21 protein-coding genes are annotated in these 20205 nt (G+C 72.7%); 16 read left to right on the forward strand and 5 right to left on the reverse strand.

The window, feature by feature from the left end; translation table 11 throughout:
• The first annotated feature begins 264 nt into the window (after positions 1-264).
• From ACI2LW_RS26490 to ACI2LW_RS26525, 8 genes are all read left to right on the forward strand, one after another.
• Positions 265-1017, forward strand: a complete 753-nt coding sequence (locus tag ACI2LW_RS26490) for a helix-turn-helix transcriptional regulator (protein WP_404733719.1) — start codon at positions 265-267, stop codon at positions 1015-1017.
• Positions 1014-2435, forward strand: a complete 1422-nt coding sequence (sufB, locus tag ACI2LW_RS26495) for a Fe-S cluster assembly protein SufB (RefSeq protein WP_404733720.1) — start codon at positions 1014-1016, stop codon at positions 2433-2435. The genes ACI2LW_RS26490 and sufB overlap by 4 nt, the downstream gene beginning before the upstream one ends.
• Positions 2436-2518: 83 nt before the next feature.
• Positions 2519-3703, forward strand: coding sequence for a Fe-S cluster assembly protein SufD (gene sufD / locus ACI2LW_RS26500; RefSeq protein WP_404733721.1), 1185 nt, complete (start codon positions 2519-2521; stop codon positions 3701-3703).
• Positions 3700-4023 carry a non-heme iron oxygenase ferredoxin subunit gene (locus ACI2LW_RS26505; protein ID WP_404733722.1) on the forward strand — a complete coding sequence of 108 codons (324 nt, stop codon included), beginning with the start codon at positions 3700-3702 and terminating at the stop codon, positions 4021-4023. Before sufD ends, ACI2LW_RS26505 begins: the two co-directional genes overlap by 4 nt.
• A 7-nt stretch (positions 4024-4030) precedes the next feature.
• Positions 4031-4795 carry a Fe-S cluster assembly ATPase SufC gene (gene sufC / locus ACI2LW_RS26510; protein ID WP_404733723.1) on the forward strand — a complete coding sequence of 255 codons (765 nt, stop codon included), beginning with the start codon at positions 4031-4033 and terminating at the stop codon, positions 4793-4795.
• Entirely contained in the window at positions 4792-6048 is a 1257-nt protein-coding gene (locus ACI2LW_RS26515; protein WP_404733724.1) for a cysteine desulfurase, read from the forward strand. Before sufC ends, ACI2LW_RS26515 begins: the two co-directional genes overlap by 4 nt.
• 11 nt (positions 6049-6059) lie before the next feature.
• Positions 6060-6527 carry a Fe-S cluster assembly sulfur transfer protein SufU gene (gene sufU / locus ACI2LW_RS26520; protein ID WP_404733725.1) on the forward strand — a complete coding sequence of 156 codons (468 nt, stop codon included), beginning with the start codon at positions 6060-6062 and terminating at the stop codon, positions 6525-6527.
• Positions 6524-6856, forward strand: a complete 333-nt coding sequence (locus ACI2LW_RS26525) for a metal-sulfur cluster assembly factor (RefSeq protein ID WP_404733726.1) — start codon at positions 6524-6526, stop codon at positions 6854-6856. Before sufU ends, ACI2LW_RS26525 begins: the two co-directional genes overlap by 4 nt.
• Here ACI2LW_RS26525 and ACI2LW_RS26530 read toward each other — a convergent pair.
• The gene (locus tag ACI2LW_RS26530) at positions 6846-6998 is read right to left on the reverse strand and encodes a hypothetical protein (RefSeq protein WP_404733727.1); all 153 of its coding nucleotides are present in this window, start codon (positions 6996-6998) and stop codon (positions 6846-6848) included. The genes ACI2LW_RS26525 and ACI2LW_RS26530 overlap by 11 nt on opposite strands.
• A 33-nt stretch (positions 6999-7031) precedes the next feature.
• On the opposite strand from ACI2LW_RS26530, the gene ACI2LW_RS26535 reads away from it, so the two are divergent.
• Complete coding sequence (locus ACI2LW_RS26535; protein ID WP_404733728.1) at positions 7032-7352, forward strand: DMT family transporter; 321 nt, start codon at positions 7032-7034, stop codon at positions 7350-7352.
• Between the two features lie 111 nt (positions 7353-7463).
• A complete protein-coding gene (gene dapD, locus ACI2LW_RS26540) occupies positions 7464-8453 on the forward strand; it encodes a 2,3,4,5-tetrahydropyridine-2,6-dicarboxylate N-succinyltransferase (protein ID WP_404733729.1) in 990 nt (329 codons plus the stop codon).
• A 188-nt stretch (positions 8454-8641) separates the two neighbouring features.
• Here dapD and ACI2LW_RS26545 read toward each other — a convergent pair whose 3' ends face one another.
• The 3 genes from ACI2LW_RS26545 to dapA form a co-directional block, all read right to left on the reverse strand.
• Positions 8642-9709 (reverse strand): lysostaphin resistance A-like protein, encoded by a 1068-nt coding sequence (locus tag ACI2LW_RS26545; protein ID WP_404733730.1) that lies wholly within the window; start codon positions 9707-9709, stop codon positions 8642-8644.
• Positions 9710-9903: 194 nt separating this feature from the next.
• Entirely contained in the window at positions 9904-10683 is a 780-nt protein-coding gene (locus tag ACI2LW_RS26550; protein ID WP_404733731.1) for a DUF3592 domain-containing protein, read from the reverse strand.
• 150 nt (positions 10684-10833) lie between these two features.
• Positions 10834-11814 (reverse strand): 4-hydroxy-tetrahydrodipicolinate synthase, encoded by a 981-nt coding sequence (gene dapA / locus ACI2LW_RS26555; RefSeq protein WP_404733732.1) that lies wholly within the window; start codon positions 11812-11814, stop codon positions 10834-10836.
• Positions 11815-11917: 103 nt separating this feature from the next.
• On the opposite strand from dapA, the gene ACI2LW_RS26560 reads away from it, so the two are divergent.
• From ACI2LW_RS26560 to ACI2LW_RS26575, 4 genes are read left to right on the forward strand one after another with little or no spacing between them, the layout of a single operon-like run.
• Positions 11918-12115 carry a hypothetical protein gene (locus tag ACI2LW_RS26560; protein ID WP_404733733.1) on the forward strand — a complete coding sequence of 66 codons (198 nt, stop codon included), beginning with the start codon at positions 11918-11920 and terminating at the stop codon, positions 12113-12115.
• On the forward strand, positions 12112-12855 hold the full coding sequence (locus tag ACI2LW_RS26565) for a hypothetical protein (protein ID WP_404733734.1): 744 nt from the start codon (positions 12112-12114) through the stop codon (positions 12853-12855). Before ACI2LW_RS26560 ends, ACI2LW_RS26565 begins: the two co-directional genes overlap by 4 nt.
• 53 nt (positions 12856-12908) lie before the next feature.
• Positions 12909-13361, forward strand: a complete 453-nt coding sequence (locus tag ACI2LW_RS26570) for a phage holin family protein (RefSeq protein WP_404733735.1) — start codon at positions 12909-12911, stop codon at positions 13359-13361.
• Positions 13358-13876, forward strand: coding sequence for a DUF3618 domain-containing protein (locus ACI2LW_RS26575; protein ID WP_404733736.1), 519 nt, complete (start codon positions 13358-13360; stop codon positions 13874-13876). The genes ACI2LW_RS26570 and ACI2LW_RS26575 overlap by 4 nt, the downstream gene beginning before the upstream one ends.
• Before the next feature lie 215 nt (positions 13877-14091).
• On the opposite strand, the gene ACI2LW_RS26580 is transcribed toward ACI2LW_RS26575, so the two are convergent.
• Entirely contained in the window at positions 14092-15927 is a 1836-nt protein-coding gene (locus ACI2LW_RS26580) for an endonuclease/exonuclease/phosphatase family protein (protein ID WP_404733737.1), read from the reverse strand.
• A 259-nt stretch (positions 15928-16186) separates the two neighbouring features.
• Here ACI2LW_RS26580 and ACI2LW_RS26585 point away from each other — a divergent pair, with 259 nt between their 5' ends.
• Positions 16187-17623, forward strand: a complete 1437-nt coding sequence (locus tag ACI2LW_RS26585) for a hypothetical protein (RefSeq protein WP_404733738.1) — start codon at positions 16187-16189, stop codon at positions 17621-17623.
• Positions 17624-18510: 887 nt separating this feature from the next.
• On the forward strand, positions 18511-20094 hold the full coding sequence (locus ACI2LW_RS26590) for a TROVE domain-containing protein (protein ID WP_404733739.1): 1584 nt from the start codon (positions 18511-18513) through the stop codon (positions 20092-20094).
• The last annotated feature ends 111 nt before the right edge of the window (positions 20095-20205 follow it).

The following is a 20205-nucleotide window of genomic DNA, read 5'->3' on the forward strand; positions in this document are numbered from 1 at the left end:
GTCCGCACGAGGCGCGCGGGAGCCGCGTGCGCGGCGTGCGGGGGGCGCGTCCGGGAGGGCTTACGGCGCCCGTCGGGGGCGGCCGGGCCGCGCCGCCCACCTGCGGCGCGACCGTGGCGGGGGAGTGCCACGCCCCTCCGGCCGGAGATCGTTCGCGCAGGTCGGAGGAGGTTTCCACTTAGGTGCACCTAAGTGATGCAGCGCACCGTCCGTGAGGATCAAGGCCGCTTGTCAGTCCCAAAGGAATTACGCAACAATGGCGTTGTGAAAAACGTCGGCGAGGCTCGGGAGACCCCCACGGGGACCCCTCAGGAGGAACTCGCGACCGGTGAGCGCTCCACGCGCAACCGGGTCGCGCGGTCCATCCTGGACCACGGGCCGTCGACCGTCGCCGAACTGGCCGGCCGGCTGGGTCTCACCCAGGCCGCCGTGCGCCGGCACCTGGACGCCCTGGCCGCCGACGACGTCGTCGAGGCGCGGGAGCGGCGGGTGTACGGGGCGCGGACCCGGGGCCGCCCCGCCAAGGTCTTCGCGCTCACCGACTGCGGCCGCGACGCCTTCGACCAGTCCTACGACAAGCTGGCCGCGGACGCGCTGAAGTGGATCGCCGAGCGGGAAGGCGGCCAGGAGGCCGTCGCGGCCTTCGCCCGGGCGCGGATCGCCGCGCAGGCGCGGGCCTACCGCGCGGCGATCGAGCAGGCGGGCCCCGACGAGCGGGCGGAAGCGCTGGCCAAGGCCCTGAGCGCGGACGGGTACGCTGCCACGGCGCGCAGCGCGCCCCTCCCGCACAAGGGTGAGCAGCTCTGCCAGCACCACTGCCCGGTGGCCCACGTCGCGGAGCAGTTCCCCCAGCTGTGCGAGGCGGAGACGGAGATCTTCGCCGAGCTCCTGGGGACCCACGTCCAGCGACTGGCGACCATCGCCCACGGCGACGGCGTCTGCACGACGTTCATCCCCAAGATTTCCCACGATTCCCACGACGCATCCGCAAGCACGGCCGGGAGGAACCCCGCATGACTCTCCCCACGGAGACTGCCCACCCCGAACTCGAGGGCCTGGGCACGTACGAATACGGCTGGGCCGACTCCGACGAGGCCGGTGCCGCCGCGCGGCGCGGTCTGGACGAGGAGGTCGTCCGCGACATCTCGGCCAAGAAGTCCGAGCCGGAGTGGATGACGAAGCTGCGTCTGAAGGGTCTGCGCCTCTTCGAGAAGAAGCCCATGCCGAACTGGGGCTCCGACCTGTCGGGGATCGACTTCGACAACATCAAGTACTTCGTGCGCTCCACGGAGAAGCAGGCGGAGTCCTGGGAGGACCTGCCCGAGGACATCAGGAACACCTACGACAAGCTCGGCATCCCGGAGGCGGAGAAGCAGCGCCTGGTCGCCGGTGTCGCCGCGCAGTACGAGTCGGAGGTCGTCTACCACCAGATCCGCGAGGACCTGGAGGAGCAGGGCGTCATCTTCCTGGACACCGACACCGCGCTGAAGGAGCACCCGGAGCTCTTCAAGGAGTACTTCGGCACCGTCATCCCGCCCGGTGACAACAAGTTCGCCTCGCTGAACACCGCCGTGTGGTCCGGCGGCTCCTTCATCTACGTCCCGCCGGGCGTGCACGTGGAGATCCCGCTCCAGGCCTACTTCCGCATCAACACGGAGAACATGGGCCAGTTCGAGCGGACCCTGATCATCGTCGACGAGGGCGCCTACGTGCACTACGTCGAGGGCTGCACGGCGCCGATCTACAAGAGCGACTCGCTGCACTCCGCGGTCGTCGAGATCATCGTCAAGAAGAACGCCCGCTGCCGCTACACGACCATCCAGAACTGGTCGAACAACGTCTACAACCTGGTCACCAAGCGCGCCGTGGCCTACGAGGGCGCGACCATGGAGTGGATCGACGGCAACATCGGCTCCAAGGTGACGATGAAGTACCCGGCCGTCTACCTGATGGGCGAGCACGCCAAGGGCGAGACCCTGTCCATCGCCTTCGCCGGCGAGGGCCAGCACCAGGACGCCGGCTCCAAGATGGTCCACATGGCGCCGAACACCTCGTCCAACATCGTCTCCAAGTCGGTGGCGCGCGGCGGCGGCCGCACCTCCTACCGCGGCCTGGTCGAGATCGGCGAGGGCGCCGCCGGGTCGAAGTCGAACGTGCTGTGCGACGCGCTGCTGGTCGACACCATCTCCCGCTCCGACACCTACCCGTACGTCGACGTCCGCGAGGACGACGTGTCCATGGGCCACGAGGCGACCGTCTCGAAGGTCTCCGAGGACCAGCTCTTCTACCTGATGAGCCGCGGCCTGACGGAGTTCGAGGCGATGGCGATGATCGTGCGCGGCTTCGTCGAGCCGATCGCCAAGGAGCTGCCCATGGAGTACGCCCTGGAGCTCAACCGGCTGATCGAGCTGCAGATGGAGGGCGCGGTCGGTTGATCACCGGCCCGGGCCGGGGCCAGCCCCCGGCCCGCCGTCCCCGTCAAGCCCATACGTAACGGAAAGCGAGCACTACGACAGCCATGGCTGAGGCCCAGAACATCCCGGTCGGTTCCACGACGGCCGGCCAGATCGCGGTCGCCGCCGAGTCGACCGTGGCCACGCGCATGAGCGCGCCGCCGTCCTTCGACGTGGCCGACTTCCCCGTCCCGCACGGGCGGGAGGAGGAGTGGCGGTTCACCCCCCTGGAGCGGCTGCGCGGACTGCACGACGGCACCGCCACCGCCACCGGCGAGGGCGTGAAGGTCGAGGTCCGGGCCCCCGAGGGCGTCACCGTCGAGACCGTCGGCCGGGACGACGCCCGGCTCGGCAGGGCGGGCACCCCGGTGGACCGCGTCGCCGCGCAGGCCTACTCCGCCTTCGAGAAGGCCTCGGTCGTGACCGTCCCCAAGGAGACCGTCCTCACCGAGCCCATCCGGATCGCCGTGCACGGCGAGGGCGGCACCGCCTACGGCCACCAGATCGTCGAGCTCGGGGCCTTCGCCGAGGCCGTCGTCGTCATCGACCACACCGGTGACGCGGTGGTCGCCGCCAACGTCGACTACCTGCTCGGCGACGGCGCCAAGCTGACCGTCGTCTCCGTGCAGGACTGGGACGACAAGGCCGTGCACGTCGCCCAGCACAACGCGCTCATCGGCCGCGACGCCTCCCTGAAGTCGGTCGTCGTCACCTTCGGCGGCGACCTCGTCCGCCTGCACCCGCGCGTGACCTACGCCGGCCCCGGCGGCGAGGCGGAACTGCTCGGCGTCTACTTCACCGACGCCGGCCAGCACCAGGAGCACCGGCTCTTCGTCGACCACAACACCCCGCACTGCAAGTCGAACGTGGTCTACAAGGGCGCCCTCCAGGGCGACGACGCGCACGCGGTGTGGATCGGCGACGTGCTCATCGAGGCCAGGGCCGAGGGCACGGACACGTACGAGATGAACCGCAACCTGGTGCTGACCGACGGCGCCCGGGTCGACTCCGTGCCGAACCTGGAGATCGAGACCGGCGAGATCGTCGGCGCCGGACACGCCTCGGCCACCGGCCGCTTCGACGACGAGCAGCTCTTCTACCTGATGGCCCGCGGCATCCCCGAGAAGGACGCCCGCCGCCTGGTGGTCCGCGGCTTCTTCGCCGAGCTGGTCCAGCAGATCGGCGTCGCCGACATCGAGGAGCGCCTCATCGCCCGGATCGAGGAGGAGCTGGAGGCGTCGGTCGCATGAGCGGCACCTTCGTACGCGTCTGCGGGCTGAGCGAGCTGGAGGAGGACACCCCCAAGAGGGTGGAGCTCGACGGCACGCCCATCTCCGTCGTGCGGACCGAGGGCGAGGTCTTCGCGATCCACGACATCTGCTCGCACGCCAACGTCTCGCTCGCCGAGGGCGAGGTCGACGACTGCCACATCGAGTGCTGGCTGCACGGCTCGCGCTTCGACCTCCGTTCCGGCAAGCCCGACGCGCTCCCCGCGACGCGCCCCGTCCCCGTATACCCCGTAAAGATCGAAGGGGACGACGTGCTCGTCTCCCTCTCCCAGGAGTCCTGAGGCACCCATGGCAACGCTTGAAATCCGAGACCTGCACGTCACCGTCGAGGCCGACAACGCCACGAAGGAGATCCTCAAGGGCGTCGACCTCACCGTGAAGCAGGGCGAGACGCACGCCATCATGGGCCCCAACGGCTCGGGCAAGTCGACCCTCGCCTACTCGCTCGCGGGTCACCCCAAGTACACGGTCACCGGCGGCACCGTGCTGCTCGACGGCGAGGACGTCCTGGAGATGTCCGTCGACGAGCGCGCCCGCGCGGGCCTGTTCCTGGCGATGCAGTACCCGGTCGAGGTCCCCGGCGTCTCCGTCTCCAACTTCCTGCGCACCTCCGCCACCGCGATCCGCGGCGAGGCCCCCAAGCTGCGCACCTGGGTGAAGGAGGTCAAGGAGACCATGGAGCGGCTCAACATGGACCCCTCCTTCGCCGAGCGCAACGTCAACGAGGGCTTCTCCGGCGGTGAGAAGAAGCGCCACGAGATCCTCCAGCTGGAGCTGCTCAAGCCGAAGATCGCGATCCTCGACGAGACGGACTCCGGCCTGGACGTCGACGCCCTGCGGATCGTCTCCGAGGGGGTCAACCGCGTCCGCGAGACCGGCGAGGTCGGCACCCTGCTGATCACGCACTACACGCGCATCCTGCGCTACATCAAGCCCGACCACGTCCATGTGTTCGCCGGCGGCCGCATCGTCGAGTCCGGCGGTCCCGAGCTCGCGGACAAGCTGGAGAACGAGGGCTACGAGGCATACGTGAAGGGTGGCGCATCCGCGTGACACAGCTGCCGGGCCTCCTCGACACCGAGGCGCTCCGCAAGGACTTCCCCGTCCTGGACCGCGTGGTCCACGACGGCAGGAAGCTCGTCTACCTGGACAACGCGGCGACCTCGCAGACGCCGCGCCAGGTGCTCGACGTGCTGGCCGAGTACTACGAACAGCACAACGCCAACGTCCACCGCGGTGTGCACGTGCTCGCCGAGGAGGCCACGGCGCTGTACGAGGGCGCGCGCGACAAGGTCGCCGCGTTCATCAACGCGCCGAGCCGCGACGAGGTGATCTTCACCAAGAACGCCTCCGAGTCGCTCAACCTCGTGGCGAACATGCTCGGCTGGGCCGACGAGCCGTACCGCGTGGACCATGAGACCGAGATCGTCATCACCGAGATGGAGCACCACTCCAACATCGTGCCCTGGCAGCTGCTCGCGCAGCGCACGGGCGCGAAGCTGAAGTGGTTCGGGCTGACCGACGACGGCCGGCTCGACCTGTCCGACATCGACGAGATCATCACGGAGAAGACGAAGATCGTCTCCTTCGTGCTGGTCTCCAACATCCTGGGCACGGTCAACCCGGTCGAGGCGATAGTGCGCCGCGCCCAGGAGGTCGGTGCGCTGGTCTGCGTCGACGCCTCCCAGGCCGCCCCGCACATGCCGCTGGACGTACAGGCCCTGCAGGCCGACTTCGTGGCCTTCACCGGCCACAAGATGTGCGGCCCGACCGGCATCGGCGTGCTCTGGGGCCGCCAGGAGCTGCTGGAGGACCTGCCTCCGTTCCTCGGCGGCGGCGAGATGATCGAGACCGTCTCCATGCACTCGTCGACGTACGCCCCCGCCCCGCACAAGTTCGAGGCGGGCACCCCGCCGATCTCGCAGGCGATCGGTCTGGGCGCGGCGATCGACTACCTCGACGCCATCGGCATGGACCGGATCCTCGCTCACGAGCACGCTCTCACCGAGTACGCGGTGAAGCGGCTGGCGGAGGTCCCGGACCTGAGGATCATCGGCCCCGCCACGGCCGAGGACCGCGGCGCGGCCATCTCCTTCACCCTGGGCGACATCCACCCGCACGACGTGGGCCAGGTCCTGGACGAGCAGGGCATCGCGGTGCGCGTGGGCCACCACTGCGCCCGGCCGGTGTGCCTGCGGTACGGAATTCCCGCGACCACGCGAGCGTCGTTCTATCTGTACTCCACGCCGGCCGAGATCGACGCTCTGGTCGAGGGCCTGGAGCACGTACGGAACTTCTTCGGATGAGGGGCTGAGGCGTGAAGCTGGACTCCATGTACCAGGACGTCATCCTGGACCACTACAAGAACCCGCACGGGCGGGGCTTGCGGGACGGTGACGCAGAGGTCCATCACGTCAATCCGACGTGCGGCGACGAGATCACCCTCCGTGTGCGGTACGACGGCACGACGATCGAGGACGTCTCGTACGAGGGCCAGGGCTGCTCCATCAGCCAGGCCTCGGCGTCCATGCTGAACGAACTCCTCGTCGGCAAGGAGCTGGCCGAGGCGCAGCGGATCCAGGAGACCTTCCTGGAGCTGATGCAGTCCAAGGGCAGGATCGAGCCCGACGACGCCATGGAGGAGGTCCTGGAGGACGCGGTGGCGTTCGCCGGGGTGTCCAAGTACCCGGCCCGGGTCAAGTGCGCCCTGCTGAGCTGGATGGCCTGGAAGGACGCGACGGCCCAGGCGCTGGGCGGCGCCGACGCCGAAAGGAAGACGGCATGAGCGAGACCGTGGAGATGAAGCCGGCCTCGGAGGAGGAGCTCCGCGAGGCCCTGATGGACGTGGTCGACCCCGAGCTGGGGATCGACGTCGTCAACCTGGGCCTGATCTACGGCATCCACATCGACGAGTCGAACGTCGCGACCGTCGACATGACCCTGACGTCGGCGGCCTGCCCGCTGACGGACGTGATCGAGGACCAGGCCAAGTCCGCCACGGACGGCCTGGTGAACGAGCTGCGGATCAACTGGGTCTGGATGCCGCCGTGGGGCCCCGACAAGATCACGGACGACGGCCGCGAGCAGCTGCGGGCGCTCGGGTTCAACGTCTGAGGTCCGGCACCGACAGCCGGGCCGGCGCGAGCCGGGCCGACAGCGGGGCCGGCGAGCGCAACGGCACCACGGGAACGGCGAGGTCCACCAGGGCCTCGCCGTTTTCCGTGCGGGCGCGGCGCCGGCCGTGTGCGCCGTACACGTTCTGGCGGTGGGTCGTTACGCTGCCGGTCCCATGGGATACGTGATGCTCGCCGGCGCCATTGCCGCGGAAGTCGCGGCCACCACCGCGATGAAGTACAGCGAGGGGTTCAGCAGGCCCGGGCCCTCCCTCGTGACCCTGCTCGGGTACATCGTCTCCTTCCTCCTGCTCGCCCGGACCCTGAGGACCGTGTCCATCGGCACCGCCTACGCCATCTGGTCGGGCGTGGGCACCGCGGCCGTGGCCGCGCTCGGGCTGGTGCTCTTCGGGGAGGCGCTCGGCGTGGCGAAGGCCGCCGGGATCGTGCTGATCGTCGCCGGGGTGGTGGTGCTGAACCTGGGCGGGGCGCACTGACCCGGACCCCGACCGTGTGCCGGCGGACCCGGCCGGGTGCCTCCGACCGGTCCCTGAGACGGCCCGGGGAGCGGTTCGCGGGGGCGAGGCCGGGCACGTTAGGTTTCCCCTATGACCGACACGACTGCTCCCCGCACCACCGGCGCCGTTGCCGCCGGACTCGCCACGATCGCCTCCGACGGCACCGTTCTCGACACCTGGTTCCCCGCTCCGGAGCTGACCGAGGAGCCCGGCCCGGCCGGTACCGAGCGGCTGTCGGCCGAGCGCGCCGCGCAGCTGCTGGGCGGCGGCGCCACCGCGGCGATCGGGCCGGACGCCCGCCGGGGCGTCGAGGTGGTCGCGGTCCGCACGGTCATCGCCTCGCTCGACGAGAAGCCGCTCGACGCGCACGACACCTACCTGCGCCTGCACCTGCTCTCGCACCGCCTGGTCAAGCCGCACGGGCAGAACCTGGACGGCGTCTTCGGCTTCCTCGCCAACGTCGCCTGGACCTCGCTCGGCCCGGTCGCCGTGGACGACATCGAGAAGGTGCGCCTCAACGCCCGCGCCGAGGGCCTGCACCTCCAGGTGACCTCCATCGACAAGTTCCCGCGCATGACGGACTACGTGGTCCCCAAGGGCGTCCGCATCGCCGACGCCGACCGGGTCCGTCTCGGCGCGCACCTCGCCGAGGGCACCACCGTGATGCACGAGGGCTTCGTGAACTTCAACGCGGGCACCCTCGGCACCTCCATGGTCGAGGGCCGGATCTCCGCGGGCGTGGTGGTCGGTGACGGCTCCGACATCGGCGGCGGCGCGTCCACCATGGGCACGCTCTCCGGCGGCGGCAACGTGATCATCTCCATCGGCGAGCGCTGCCTGGTCGGCGCCGAGGCGGGCGTGGGCATCGCCCTCGGCGACGAGTGCGTCGTCGAGGCCGGCCTGTACGTCACCGCGGGCACCCGGGTGACCCTGCCCGACGGCCAGATCGTCAAGGCCCGGGAACTCTCCGGCGCCTCCAACATCCTCTTCCGCCGCAACTCGGTCACCGGCGCCGTCGAGGCCCGCCCGAACAACGCGGTCTGGGGCGGCCTGAACGAGGTTCTCCACAGCCACAACTGACGGAGCCGCAACTGATACCGCCGCAGCTGGCACCGCCGCAGCGGACACCGCCGTGACCGACACCGCCGCACCCTTCCACGGACGGCCGCGGCAGGCGTCGGCACCGGTACGGTCGGCGCCGAGCGCCCTCCCGCGGCCCGGAAGGGGCCGGGAGGGCGCTTGTGCGTGGGCGTCGAGCCGAAGCCTCCTCACTGGGCCGGGAGTTCGCCTCCGCCTCCGCCTCCGCCTCCGCCGCGGGCGATGCGGGACGCCGGAAGCGTGGCGGGTGCGGGTGCGGGCGCGGGCGCGGTGCGGGCGATCCGGAATCGGCGGCTCAGCCGCAGGATCACGCACGCGTACAGCGCCAGCACGACCGCTCCGGCCACCAGCTGTTGCCAGTACATGTCCGCGGCGTTGCTGCGGTCGGTGATGCCGTCCGCGGTGGTGACGGCGAGGACCAGGGAGACGACGTTGACGCAGACGTGGTAGGCGAGGGCCGCCTCCAGGCCGCCGGTACGGTGCACGAGGAAACTCAGGACGAGGCTGAAGAGGATCAGGTCGATGAAGCCCCACGGGGTGCCGAGGCCGTGGGCCAGGGCGAAGAGCACGGCGCCGAAGACGGCGCCGGGCCAGGGGGTGCGCAGGTAACTGCCGAACACCTGGGGGAGCCAGCCGCGGAAGACGTACTCCTCGGCGGCCGCCTGGAACGGCAGCAGCAGGACCAGTACCGCGGCGTAGGTCAGGAACGTCGGCCAGCCCACCCACGCGGACCCCGGACCGTCCGTGCCGGCCTTGGACACGAGGGCCGCGGCGGCCATCACGCCGCCCAGGAGCAGTGCCGCGGCCATGGCCACGCCCAGGCAGACCAGCAGCCAGCGCCATCGCAGCCGGCCGGTCACCGAGGACAGACCGCCGGCCGTCCGCCGCTGCACAAGGCGTGCGGCGAGCAGCACCATCGGAAGCATGAACGCCAGGACGAGCAAGGTCGCGACGTCGTCCCACAGGGGATCGGCGAACACCAGGTCCTGGGAGCCGCCGAGCTTGAGTCCGGCCACCCCGGCCATGATGAACATCAGCAGGAACACCGACAGCCACCAGCCCGCCGCGGCGGCCAGCGTGGCGACCGGTGGCCGCCACCAGCGGTGCCGTCCGGTCCGCGCCAGCCGGTGGTAGGCCGACCCGGCCGGCACGCCCGCCACGGGCGAGTTCCGTGCGGGGGCCGGGCCGCCGTCGTGTTCCGTCGTCGTCGCGCTCGCTACGTTCATCTGCTCGGTCATGGGACCGCACCTCCCTCTCGAAGGTCTTCCGGGCCGCCGTCCTTCGCTTCGCCGCGGCCCTGGGACCAGGAGACAAGGGGTGGTGGATGTCCGGCATGTCGCACGAACCCGTGACTTGACGCAGCCGTGGGCCGCGTGCCGCGCGCCGCGCGCCGGCCGTGGGCCGTCGGAACACGGGGCGCGCGCGGGGACGCTCAGGTGCCGGGGGGCCGCGCGGCCGGCGCCCCGCCCAGGTCGGGTCGCCGTGCGGCGCGGAGCACCTCCGTGACCGTTCCCGTCAGGAAGCCCGTGGCGAGCAGTCCGAGCACGATCGCTCCCATGCGGATCCCGTCGGCGTCGCGGCCGTCGAGGTACACGGCCTGGCGGACCTCGGTGGGGTGCGCCGGGTCGTAGACGACGGGCAGGCGCGTGCCCGGCCCGGTGTCGCCGTCCGGGCCGGGTGGGACGTCGACGTCCGCGCGGACCGGGCCGGACGGTGTGCCGAAGCGGACCGTCACGGACGTCGCCCAGCCCTCCTCGGACCGGCCGGTGACCTCGACGACGGTCGCGTCGGTCCGGCGGCCGTGGTCCCGGAGGTCCGCCAGCGTCCGGTACTCCCGGCCGGCCTGCCACGCCATGACGCCCGCCAGCGTGGCGAACAGCAGGAAACCCGCCGCGGCCAGGCGGGCTCTGGCCCAGCCGGGTGCCACCAGCCACGACCCCGGTCCGGGCCGCGGCCACCCGGCCACGAGACGGGGCGGTGCGGACAGCCGGCCGGAGTCGCGGCGGGCCGGGCCGTGGCGGCGTACCAGCCACGCGATGCCGTCCGCCGCGGCCGGCGGCACCGCCCAGCACAGCAGGTACAGCCACACGGGGCGGAACGGCCCGAAGGCGACCCACACCGCGGCGGCCGCGGCGACCGCGAGCGTCCACCACCCCACGGCGGGGCGGCGCCCGTCCTCGTCGCCGCCCGGCACGGATCCGCGCTTGTCCATCGGCGCCCCCAACCGTCGCAAGGGGAGACTCACCGGCTGCCGTGGTGGTTGCGGTGGGAGCCGTCCCTGTCCCGCGGGGGCCGGCCGGGGCGGAGGGAGGCCGCGAAGCGCGCCGGGCCGTGAAACCGGGTCCGTCCAGGCCCTTACGGCTCAGCCGGCCATGAGGCGCTCGTACGCGGCCAGGAGCCGGGCCGCGGTCGGCGGGTCCGCGGGCAGCAGCGGGGCGCGGACCGGGCCCGCGGGCAGGCCGAGCGCGGCGAGCAGGGCCTTGACCGTCACCGTGCCGGGCAGACCGGCGGCCGTGGTCAGCTCGATGAGCTCGGTGGCGCCTTGCTGGAGCCGGGCGGCACGCGCGGTCTCGCCCGCGTCGAAGGCGTCCAGGACGGCGCGGACCCGGCGCGCCGCCGCATTGGCGACGGTGCTGACACAGCCCGCGCCGCCCACCGCGTACAGGGCGAGGGTGTGCTCGTCGCAGCCCGCGTAGCAGGCCAGACCGGTGGTCGCGAGCAGCTTCTGCACGCCGAGGAGGTCGTAGGAGCAGTCCTTGACCGCGACGATCCTGGGGTGCTCGGCGAGCCGGAGCATCGTGTCCGGCTCGATGCGCGTGCCGGTGCGCCCCGGGATGTCGTACAGCACCACCGGCAGCCCGCAGGCGTCCGCGACCGCGCGGAAGTGCGCCTCCACCGCCTCCTGCGGGGGCCTGCTGTAGTACGGCGTCACCACCAGCAGCGCGTCGGCGCCCGCCCCCTCCGCCCGCCGGGCCAGCTCGACGGTGTGCCGGGTGTCGGCGCTGCCCACGCCCGCCAGGACGGGGACCCGTGCTCCGACCGCCTCGCGCACCGCCCGGATCAGCGCCGACTTCTCGGCGTCCGTCGTGGTCGGCGACTCGCCCGTGGTGCCGTTGACGACCAGCCCCTCGCAGCCCTCGGACACCAGGTGGGCGGCCAGGCGCCGGGCCCCGTCGGTGTCCAGCGTGCCCGCCTCGGTGAACGGCGTGACCATGGCGCACAGGAGGCGGCCGAAGGGCGGCGGGGAGATCGCCGCGGTCGTGTGCGTGCTGGGAGTCGTGGAGGCACTGGGGGCCCTGAGGGTTCCGGGGGTGCTGGGATTGCTGGGATTGCCGGGAGTCATGGGAGTAGTGTCGGCAGGCGCGCGGTGAAGCACTACTTAAATGTTCTGCGGGATATTGATAAGAGGGGCTTGACGGAAGGTGCTCTGTCCAAAGTGGGCCGACGTGGGTCACCATGGGCAGAAGGTCACCGACGGGCAGCTCGTGGGAGGCGTCATGAAGCTCGGCAAGGCACTGGCCACCGGAGTCGCGGAGGAACGGCCCTCGAACGCCGCCGAGGAGGAGCCGAGGCTCCCCGAGGAGGTCCAGCAGCCCGAGCGGGAGCCGCGGGCCGCCGCCGAAGAGGTCCCGGCCGCCCGATGAGGCTGCGGCTGCCCGCGGAACGCCCGACGGGGCCGCCGACCGGATACAAGATCGCTCACCCTGTGCTGTCCCACGACGGCTCCCGGGCCCGTTTCACCGGTGTCTCCCTCGGCGGCGCGCTGCCGTACGGCGTCGTCGCGGACGCGGAGTGCGTCTACGGGCGCAGACACCGTCCGCCCGCGCGTCTGTGCGACTGCGGCTTCCACTGCGTGCACGAACGCGCCGCCGCCGAGGCGCTGCTGTGCACGGCCGAGCACCGGACGGCCGTGCTGCTGGAGGTCTCCGTCCTCGGCGCGTACATCCGCTTCGAGCGCGGCTTCCGCTCCGCCCGCCAGCGAGTGCGCACGGCCACCGTGGGCCCGTGCGCGTGCGGCGCGCCCGCCTCCGCACTGGCCGACGCCGGCTGGGGCAGACCGGGCTGGCGCGCGCTCGGTGCCGCCTGCGCGGGCTGTGTGCGCGGCCGTACGTCCCTCACGCTCGCCGGCTTCGCCGGGCTGGCCGGCGACGGACTGCGGGTCGTGGCCGGCGGCCCGGCGCCGGCGTTCGGACCCGGTGCCGGGACGGCGGGTACCCGTGTCCCAGGAGGCCCGGAGGGCCCGGGTGGGCCGGAGGGGCTCGGGGTGCCCGAACTCGTCGCCGAGGCCGCCCTTCTCCAGGCACGGCTGGACTGGTTCCAGACGCAACTGGCCCGGCTCGGGGAGCGCGGGCCCGGCGGGTCCGGCGGGTCCGGCCAGGGGTAACGGACGTGTGCGCGGGTACCCGGCTCTCCCGGACCGAGAGGAGGCGGGACACCGTGACCGGGACCATCGATGCCAGGCCTGCCCGCGACGAGCACCACCCGGTGCGCGACCACCAGACGGGCGACCGTCCGGTGGGCGAACTCGTGCATCAGGCCACCGAGCAGCTTTCCCAGCTCGTGCGGCAGGAAATGACCCTGGCGAGGATCGAGCTGGCCCAGAAGGGGCGGCGCATGGGGCGCGGCGGCGGCATGCTCGGCGCCGCGGGAGCCATCGGCTACGTCGGCCTGATCGCGCTGGCCGGTACCGCGACCGCCGCGCTCTCGCTGGTGCTGCCCGTGTGGGCCGCGGCGCTCGTCGTGACGGCCGTGCTGTTCGCGATCGCGGGGGTGCTGGCCCTCACCGGCCGCGCCCAGCTGCGCCGCGCGGCACCGCCCAAGCCGCAGGAGACGCTGGGCAGCGTGAAGGCGGACGTGGAGGAGATCAGGGAAAGGGCGCACCACCGATGACGGACATGACGCAGGGGGCGGACGGCGGTTCGGCGCGGGCCGCCGGCGCGAAGGGCCCCGACGAACTCAGGCAGCAGATCGAGCGGACCAGGAGCCAACTCGGCGACACGGTGGAGGAACTGGCCGCGAAGGCCGATGTGAAGGCCCGGGCCAGGGCGCGCGCGGCGGATCTCAGGGACCGGGCCGGGGCGATGACCGTGCAGCTGCGCAGCACCGCCGCGCAGGCCGGCCACCGGGTCCAGGAGCGGGCGAGTCACGCCGGGCACCGGGTCCAGGAGCGGGCGAGCCAGGCGGGCCACCGCGCTCAGGAGCGGGCGAGCCAGGCCGGGCACACCGTGCAGGACCGCGCGGCGCGGGCGGCCGACACCGCCGGGCACACGGTGCCGCAGCGCGTGAACTCCGCGGTCGAGGCCTGCCGGCGCAACCCCCGCCCGGTGATGATCGCGGGAGCCGCGGGCGCGGCGTTGCTGACAGCGGGGCTGCTCCTGCTCCGCCGCGGCCGCCGGCACTGCTGACGGAGGCCACGGACGTCGCCGGACGTCGCCGGACACGGGAACCGCCCCCACCCGACGGGTGGGGGCGGTTCCCGTGCGTTTCCGTGCGTTTCCGTGCGTTTCCGTGTCGTTCCCGTGCGGCGCGGCCCGTGCCCGGACGGGCGTGACGCTCCGGCGCGCCGTGCGCCCGTGTCCGGACCGACTCGGACCGACTCGGACCGACTCGGCCCGCCCGGCTACGGGTGGAACCGCAGCACCTGCGGGTCGTGGTCGCTGATCTGGTCGTGGAACTCCGAGTTGATGTGCACGCTGTCGTACTCGAAGTCGCAGCCGCGCCGGATCGACGGGCTGATCAGGATCTGGTCCAGGACCTGCTCGTTGCCCTGGTAGTCGTAGGTGTAACGCTCGCTCCTGGGCAGCGACTTGATCGCCGACCAGAGCGCGCCGCCGTCCTCAAGGATCCGGGCGGTGCCGGAGAACTCGAAGTCGTTCATGTCGCCGAGCGCGACGACGTCCGCGTTCCTGTCGGCCTTCAGGATGTCCTTGACGAACGTGTTCACCTCGGCCGCCTGCAGATGGCGCTGGACCTCCGAGCCGCGCGTCGGGGGCTGGTACTGCGAGGTGAGCCCCTGGTCGCCGCCCTTGGACGCGAAGTGGTTGGCGATCACGAAGACCGTGCGGCCGCGGAAGACGAACTCCCCGGCCAGCGGCTTGCGGCTGGACTTCCAGGCGTCGCTCGCCGGGTCGATCCGGCCGGGGGAGACCGTGAGGGCCGCCCTGCCGTGCAGCCTGGTGACGCCGACCGCGGTGGTCGCGTCGCCGCCCGGGCGGTCGGTGAAGGAGACCCGGGCGGGGTTGAACAGGAACGCCTGGCGGATGTTGCCGCCGGGCTCGCCGCCGTCCTGGTCGTTGACCGGGTCGATGGAGCGCCACTCGTACCGCGGGCCGCCGGCCGCGACGATCGCGTCGATCAGCTTGGTCACCGTCAGGCTCGCGTCGACGGTGCCGTCGTCGGTGGCGCCGTTGTTGTCCTGGATCTCCTCCAGGGACACGATGTCGGGCGACTGGAGGTTGTGCACGATCGCGGCGGCGTGCGCGGCGAAGGTGGAGTCCGACGGGTCGAGGTTCTCGACGTTGTAGGTGGCCACCGAGAGCTCGCCGCGCCCCTGCCTGCGGGTGGTCTCGCGCTCGAGGCCGGCGCTCTTCGGCGTGCCGAGCCGGCCGGCGACCAGGGTGTAGCCGCCGTACTGGTTGTAGTCCAGCGGGCCGGTGGTGGCGCCGGAGAGGGTGTCCCCGACGTTCGCCACGGGGAAGTCGGCGGTGGAGCCCAGCGACTGGATCTGCAGCCGGCCGGTGTTCTGCGACGTGTACGAGCCGTACACCGTGCCGCCGCGGCGGTTGCTGTGCTCGTGCGGCTTCACCGTGACCCACAGCTCGCTGTAGGGGTCGGTGGCGGTGACCACCCGGGCGTCGGTGACCTGGACGTTCATGCCCTCCAGGGACTCGTAGTAGTCCAGGGCGTACGTCGCCGGCCGCAGGGTCAGGCCGTTGACCGAGCCGCCCGCGGCGGCGTCGCCGGCCGGGGTGTACGCGGCCGGGACGGACCGCGCGTCGACGACCGCCGGGGCGGGGACCTGGTTGCCGCCGGAGACCACGGTGACCACCGGCTTGGTGATCTCGGTGACCGACTGGTTGCCGGAGGAGGCGCCGCCCGGGACGAACTCCGAGACCGTGCCGGTGACCGTCACCGAGTCGCCGACGGCGACCTTCGGCGTGGAGCCGGTGAAGACGAAGACGCCCTCACTGGTGGCCGGGTCGGCGTCCGGGGAAGGGTCCTGGAGCCAGAAGCCCCGGGACGAGCCGTAGGCGCGCACGCCGGTGACGATTCCGGCCACGTCCGTGACCTTCTGGCCGGCGTACGGGGATATCCGGGTCGTGCCCTGGATGTCGTGGATGCGCAACGAGTCCGCGTGCGCGGGCGCGGGCAGGACGATCGTCTGGACGACGGCCGCCGCGGAACAGACGGCGGCGACGGTCAGCGCGGCGATACGCGCGGAAGACTTGCTCGGCAACGTGAATCCCTCCGGGGACGTGACGGAGTGCCGGGACGAGGGTGCGATGGTGGTGACGCGCGTAGCGAGCCGAAAAACAGTGCACAGCTGTTCCCCGAACTTCTACGCGCGTCAATGTCCTGTGCGGCCAGGGCAGTTGTCAAGGTTTCGGCCATGTACGCACGCCTGCGGGGAGATGAACCGGGCGGCATGGGTGGAAATCCGTCTAGGCTGAGCGGATGAGCCGTCACCCCTGAAGGCCCACTAGGAGAAGCAGCCGATGTCAGACAGGTCCCCGTTGCCGCCGGTGCGGCTCGCCTCCGAACCGGAACTGGCGCGGGACGCTCTCGCCACGCCTCTGCTCGCCCGCGCCGCCCGGCTCGCCCGCTGGGCCGGACCCGGCACCCGCGTGGAGGCGGGCGGCGGACTCGTGGCGGAGCAACTGCCCGCCGCGGCCGAGGCGCTCGGGCTCGACGGGGACGACGCGGCGGCCTGCGCGAGCGAGGCGTGGCGGGCCGCGGTGGACGCCGGGCTCGTCGAGATCACCGACGCGGAGGCGGGCGCCGTGACGGCGGGCGCCGCCCTCGGCCTGCTCACCGGCGGTTCGCCGCACGACGTGCTCTCGGTGTGGCTGAGGCTGCTTCAGTCCGTGCTGGCGGACGCGAGCGTCCCCGGCCTGGACGCCCTGGTCGAGGCGATGGACGACACCGGCACGGTCGACCTGTCCGCGCTCGGCTGGGACCCGCGGGCCGAGCGGGAGTTCCTCGACGGCGTGCTGGCGAGCCTGTACCTGCTGACCGTGGGCGAGGACGGGCCGGCCGGCGGCCCGGTGCCGCTGCCCGCGCTGGCCGCCTCCGTGATCGTCCCCGACGGCATGGGGGAGCCCACCGACGACATACTGGAGCAGGTCTCCGAGGCGATGATGCGTTTGGACGGCCCGTTCCGGCTGCTGGAGCCGGCCGGGCTGGTCGAGTACCGGCCCGTGGACGAGGCGCTCCTCGCGGACGTGGACGACACCGCGGGGGCGCAGACCGCGCCCGTCGACGAGGCGGACGTCACCCGCTACGGCATGGTGCGGCTGACGCCGCTCGGCCTGTACGGGCTGCGGGCCCGCCTGCTCGAGGCGGGGCACGAGGCGCCGGTGGTCGGCGAACTCGCCGACAAGGGGGCGGACGCGCTGCTCGACGGCACGGCCGCCTTCGGTCCCGCGGCGGCGCACGCGGAGACCGAGCAGTGGCTGGCGCGCCGCGAGCCGTCCGCGGCCGCGCGGGAGCTGCTGGCGGCGGCGCGGGGCGCGGACCCCGGGGGCCCGCTGCGGCGGCTGCGCTGCCAGCAGGCGCTGTCCCTGGTGGGCGCCGAGGCCGAACCGGCGCTGCGCGAGGTGCTCGACGACCCCGAACTCGGCGGGCTCGCCCGCGTCTGGCTGACCGAGCACGGCCTGGCCGACGTGCCCGCGCCGTCCCAGGAGATGGTCTTCTGGCTGACCATCGACACGGTGGCCGCGCAACTGGACGCCGAGGGCGACTCCGAGGAACTGCACGCCCTCGTCGAGGGGCTGGCCGAGCAGCACAGCGGGTTCTTCGCGGCGGCCTGGCGGGTGAACCACCCGCAGACGGCCCACGTGCTGGAGGCGATGGGCCGGCTCCACCCCGACCGCGCAATCGCCAAGGAGGCGAGAAAGGCCGCCTTCAAGGCCCGCTCCACGCGGGCCGGCTGACGGCCCGCACCCGTCGCGCGGGGCGGCGGACGTCCGCTCCTGCCGCGCGGGTCGGTTGACGGCTTCGCGCTCGCCGCGCGGGGCGTCCGGCCGCCGCATGCGCTCGCGAACGGCAGGGGCCCGGCCGTGCTCCGTCCCGCGCGGCGCCCCCCGCATGCGCCGCGCGCAGGCCGGCCGTACGACCGCGCCTGCCGGCCGCGCGGTTCAACTGCCGTGCGGAGCACGCGGTTGCCGACGCCGTGCACCGCCGCGATGCCCGGTCGCGGGTCGCCCTGCACCGCCGCGCCTCGCGGGCGTCGACCGCCGTACGCCAACGCCCCGCACGGTCGCCGAGCGTCGCTCGCGCCGCATGGGTGCGGGAAGGTGGCGCTCCGTGAGGCGGTCGGCGGGCTGTGGGGCGTGTGCGTGCGTAGCCGGAGGGGGCGTCACGGCTCGGGCGGGTCGTGGGCGCGCGGTACGGTGCGGGGCGGGGCGGCGTGCAGCGTCCCGCGGGATTCACGACGCCGGGGCCGGTGAGGCCGGTTGGAAGCACCGGAAGCGGTCATCAATTCGCTCGCACCCGTCAGGCCGCGCCTCCTACAGTGGGCTCACGAAGCAACGCACCTCCCGGTGCGCCGGCAGCGGCTCCTTCTTTGTCCGAGAAACCGACGCCGCAGCCCACTTGACCTCGGGAGGCGCAGCTCAGGGTGGGTGCCCGGTGCGCAGGCAACGGATACTTCAGGGAACGGGTACATTGCGGGTTCGAATCCCGTCATCGACTTCGGGTCGATGTGGCGGAAAGGGAAGACGCGCCTGTTGAGCAGGTCCCGTCGCCGAATCCTGAACTCGGGCACCGCCTTTCTCTGCGCCTCTCTCCCAACACCACGTGAATTCGGGGGAATTCAACGATGGCGCGATTCAACTCCAGGGCCGCCAAGGCCCGGCCCACGTCCCGGGTCACCTCCACGGGCCGTGTGCTGCGCACCTACGAGGGCGGCCGCGGCCAGGAGCGGGACGCACGCTCGGAGCTCTTCCTGCTCGCCATGTCGAACATGGTGGGGCAGCGGACCTTCTACGAGTCCGGCGCCGACCGCGACGCCCGGTTCGTGAAGCTCGTGCGCGAGCTCGCCGTCGCCGACCCGTCCTGGACGGCCGGCCTGCTCGGCTGGCTGCGCGACGAGGGCAATCTGCGGACCGCCTCCCTGGTGGGCGCCGCCGAGTACGTGAAGGCACGGCTGGACGCGGGCGCCACCGGCGCTCCCGCCAACCGGCAGGTCGTCGCCTCCGTGCTGCGGCGGCCCGACGAGCCCGGCGAGCTCATGGCGTACTGGACCGCGACCCACGGGCGCAACGTGCCCAAGCCGGTCAAGCGCGGCATCGCCGACGCGGTGCGCCGCCTGTACACCGGCAGGTCGCTGCTGAAGTACGACACCGCCACCAAGGGCTACCGCTTCGGCGACGTCCTCAACCTGGTGCACGCGGCGCCCGACCCGGACAAGCCGTGGCAGGGCGAGCTGTTCCGCTACGCGCTGGACCGGCGGCACCACCCGGACACGGCCGTGCCGCCCGCGTCGGACCGGGTGCTGACCGCCCACCGCGCGCTGATGGAGCTGCCGGTGGCCGAGCGGCGTGCCCTGGTGACCTCCGAGGGCGGCGCCGAGCGGCTCGCGGCGGCCGGCATGACGTGGGAGGCGCTGGCCGGATGGCTCCAGGGCCCGATGGACAAGGCGGCCTGGGAGGCCGTGATCCCGTCCATGGGCACCATGGCCCTGGTGCGCAATCTGCGCAACTTCGACCGGGCCGGGGTCTGCGACGAGGTGGCGGCCCAGGTGGCCGCGCGGATCAGCGACCCGGCCGAGGTCGCGCGCTCGCGCCAGTTCCCCTTCCGCTACCTCGCCGCCCACCGGCACGCGCCGTCGCTGCGCTGGGCGTACCCGCTGGAGCGGGCGCTCGGCCACTCGCTGGCCAACGTGCCCTCGCTGCCCGGCCGCACCCTGGTGCTCGTGGACCGCTCCGGCTCGATGTTCCACGCCCGGATGTCGGACCGCTCCGAGCTCACCCGGGCGGACGCGGCGGCCGTCTTCGGCACGGCCCTCGCGCTGCGGGCGGCCGACGCGGACCTGGTGGAGTTCGGCACGTCGAGCCGGCGGGTGCCGTTCCGCACGGGCGAGTCGGTGCTGAAGGTCCTGGACCGCTTCGGCGACCTGGGCGGCACCGACACCACCGAGGCGGTGCGGCGTCACTACCGCGGGCACGACCGGGTGCTGATCGTCACCGACGAGCAGTACGCCCCGAGCCGCCACGGCGACCCGACCGAGCAGGTGCCGCGCCGGGCGCCGGTCTACACCTGGAACCTGGCCGGCCACCGCGCGGGCCACGGCCCGTCCGGCACGGACGGCCGGCACACCTTCGGCGGCCTGTCGGACGCGGCCTTCCGGATGGTGCCGCTGCTGGAGCGGGCCCGCGACGCCGACTGGCCGTGGGCCGCGTGACACCGCCGGGCCGCGTGACACCGCCGGACCGTGTGACACCGCCGGACCGTGTGACACCGCCGGACCGTGTGACACCGCGGCCGGAACCGTCCCCGCCGCACCGCCGATAAA

This window comes from Streptomyces sp. NPDC004065 (assembly GCF_044903565.1).
Classification (GTDB): domain Bacteria; phylum Actinomycetota; class Actinomycetes; order Streptomycetales; family Streptomycetaceae; genus Streptomyces.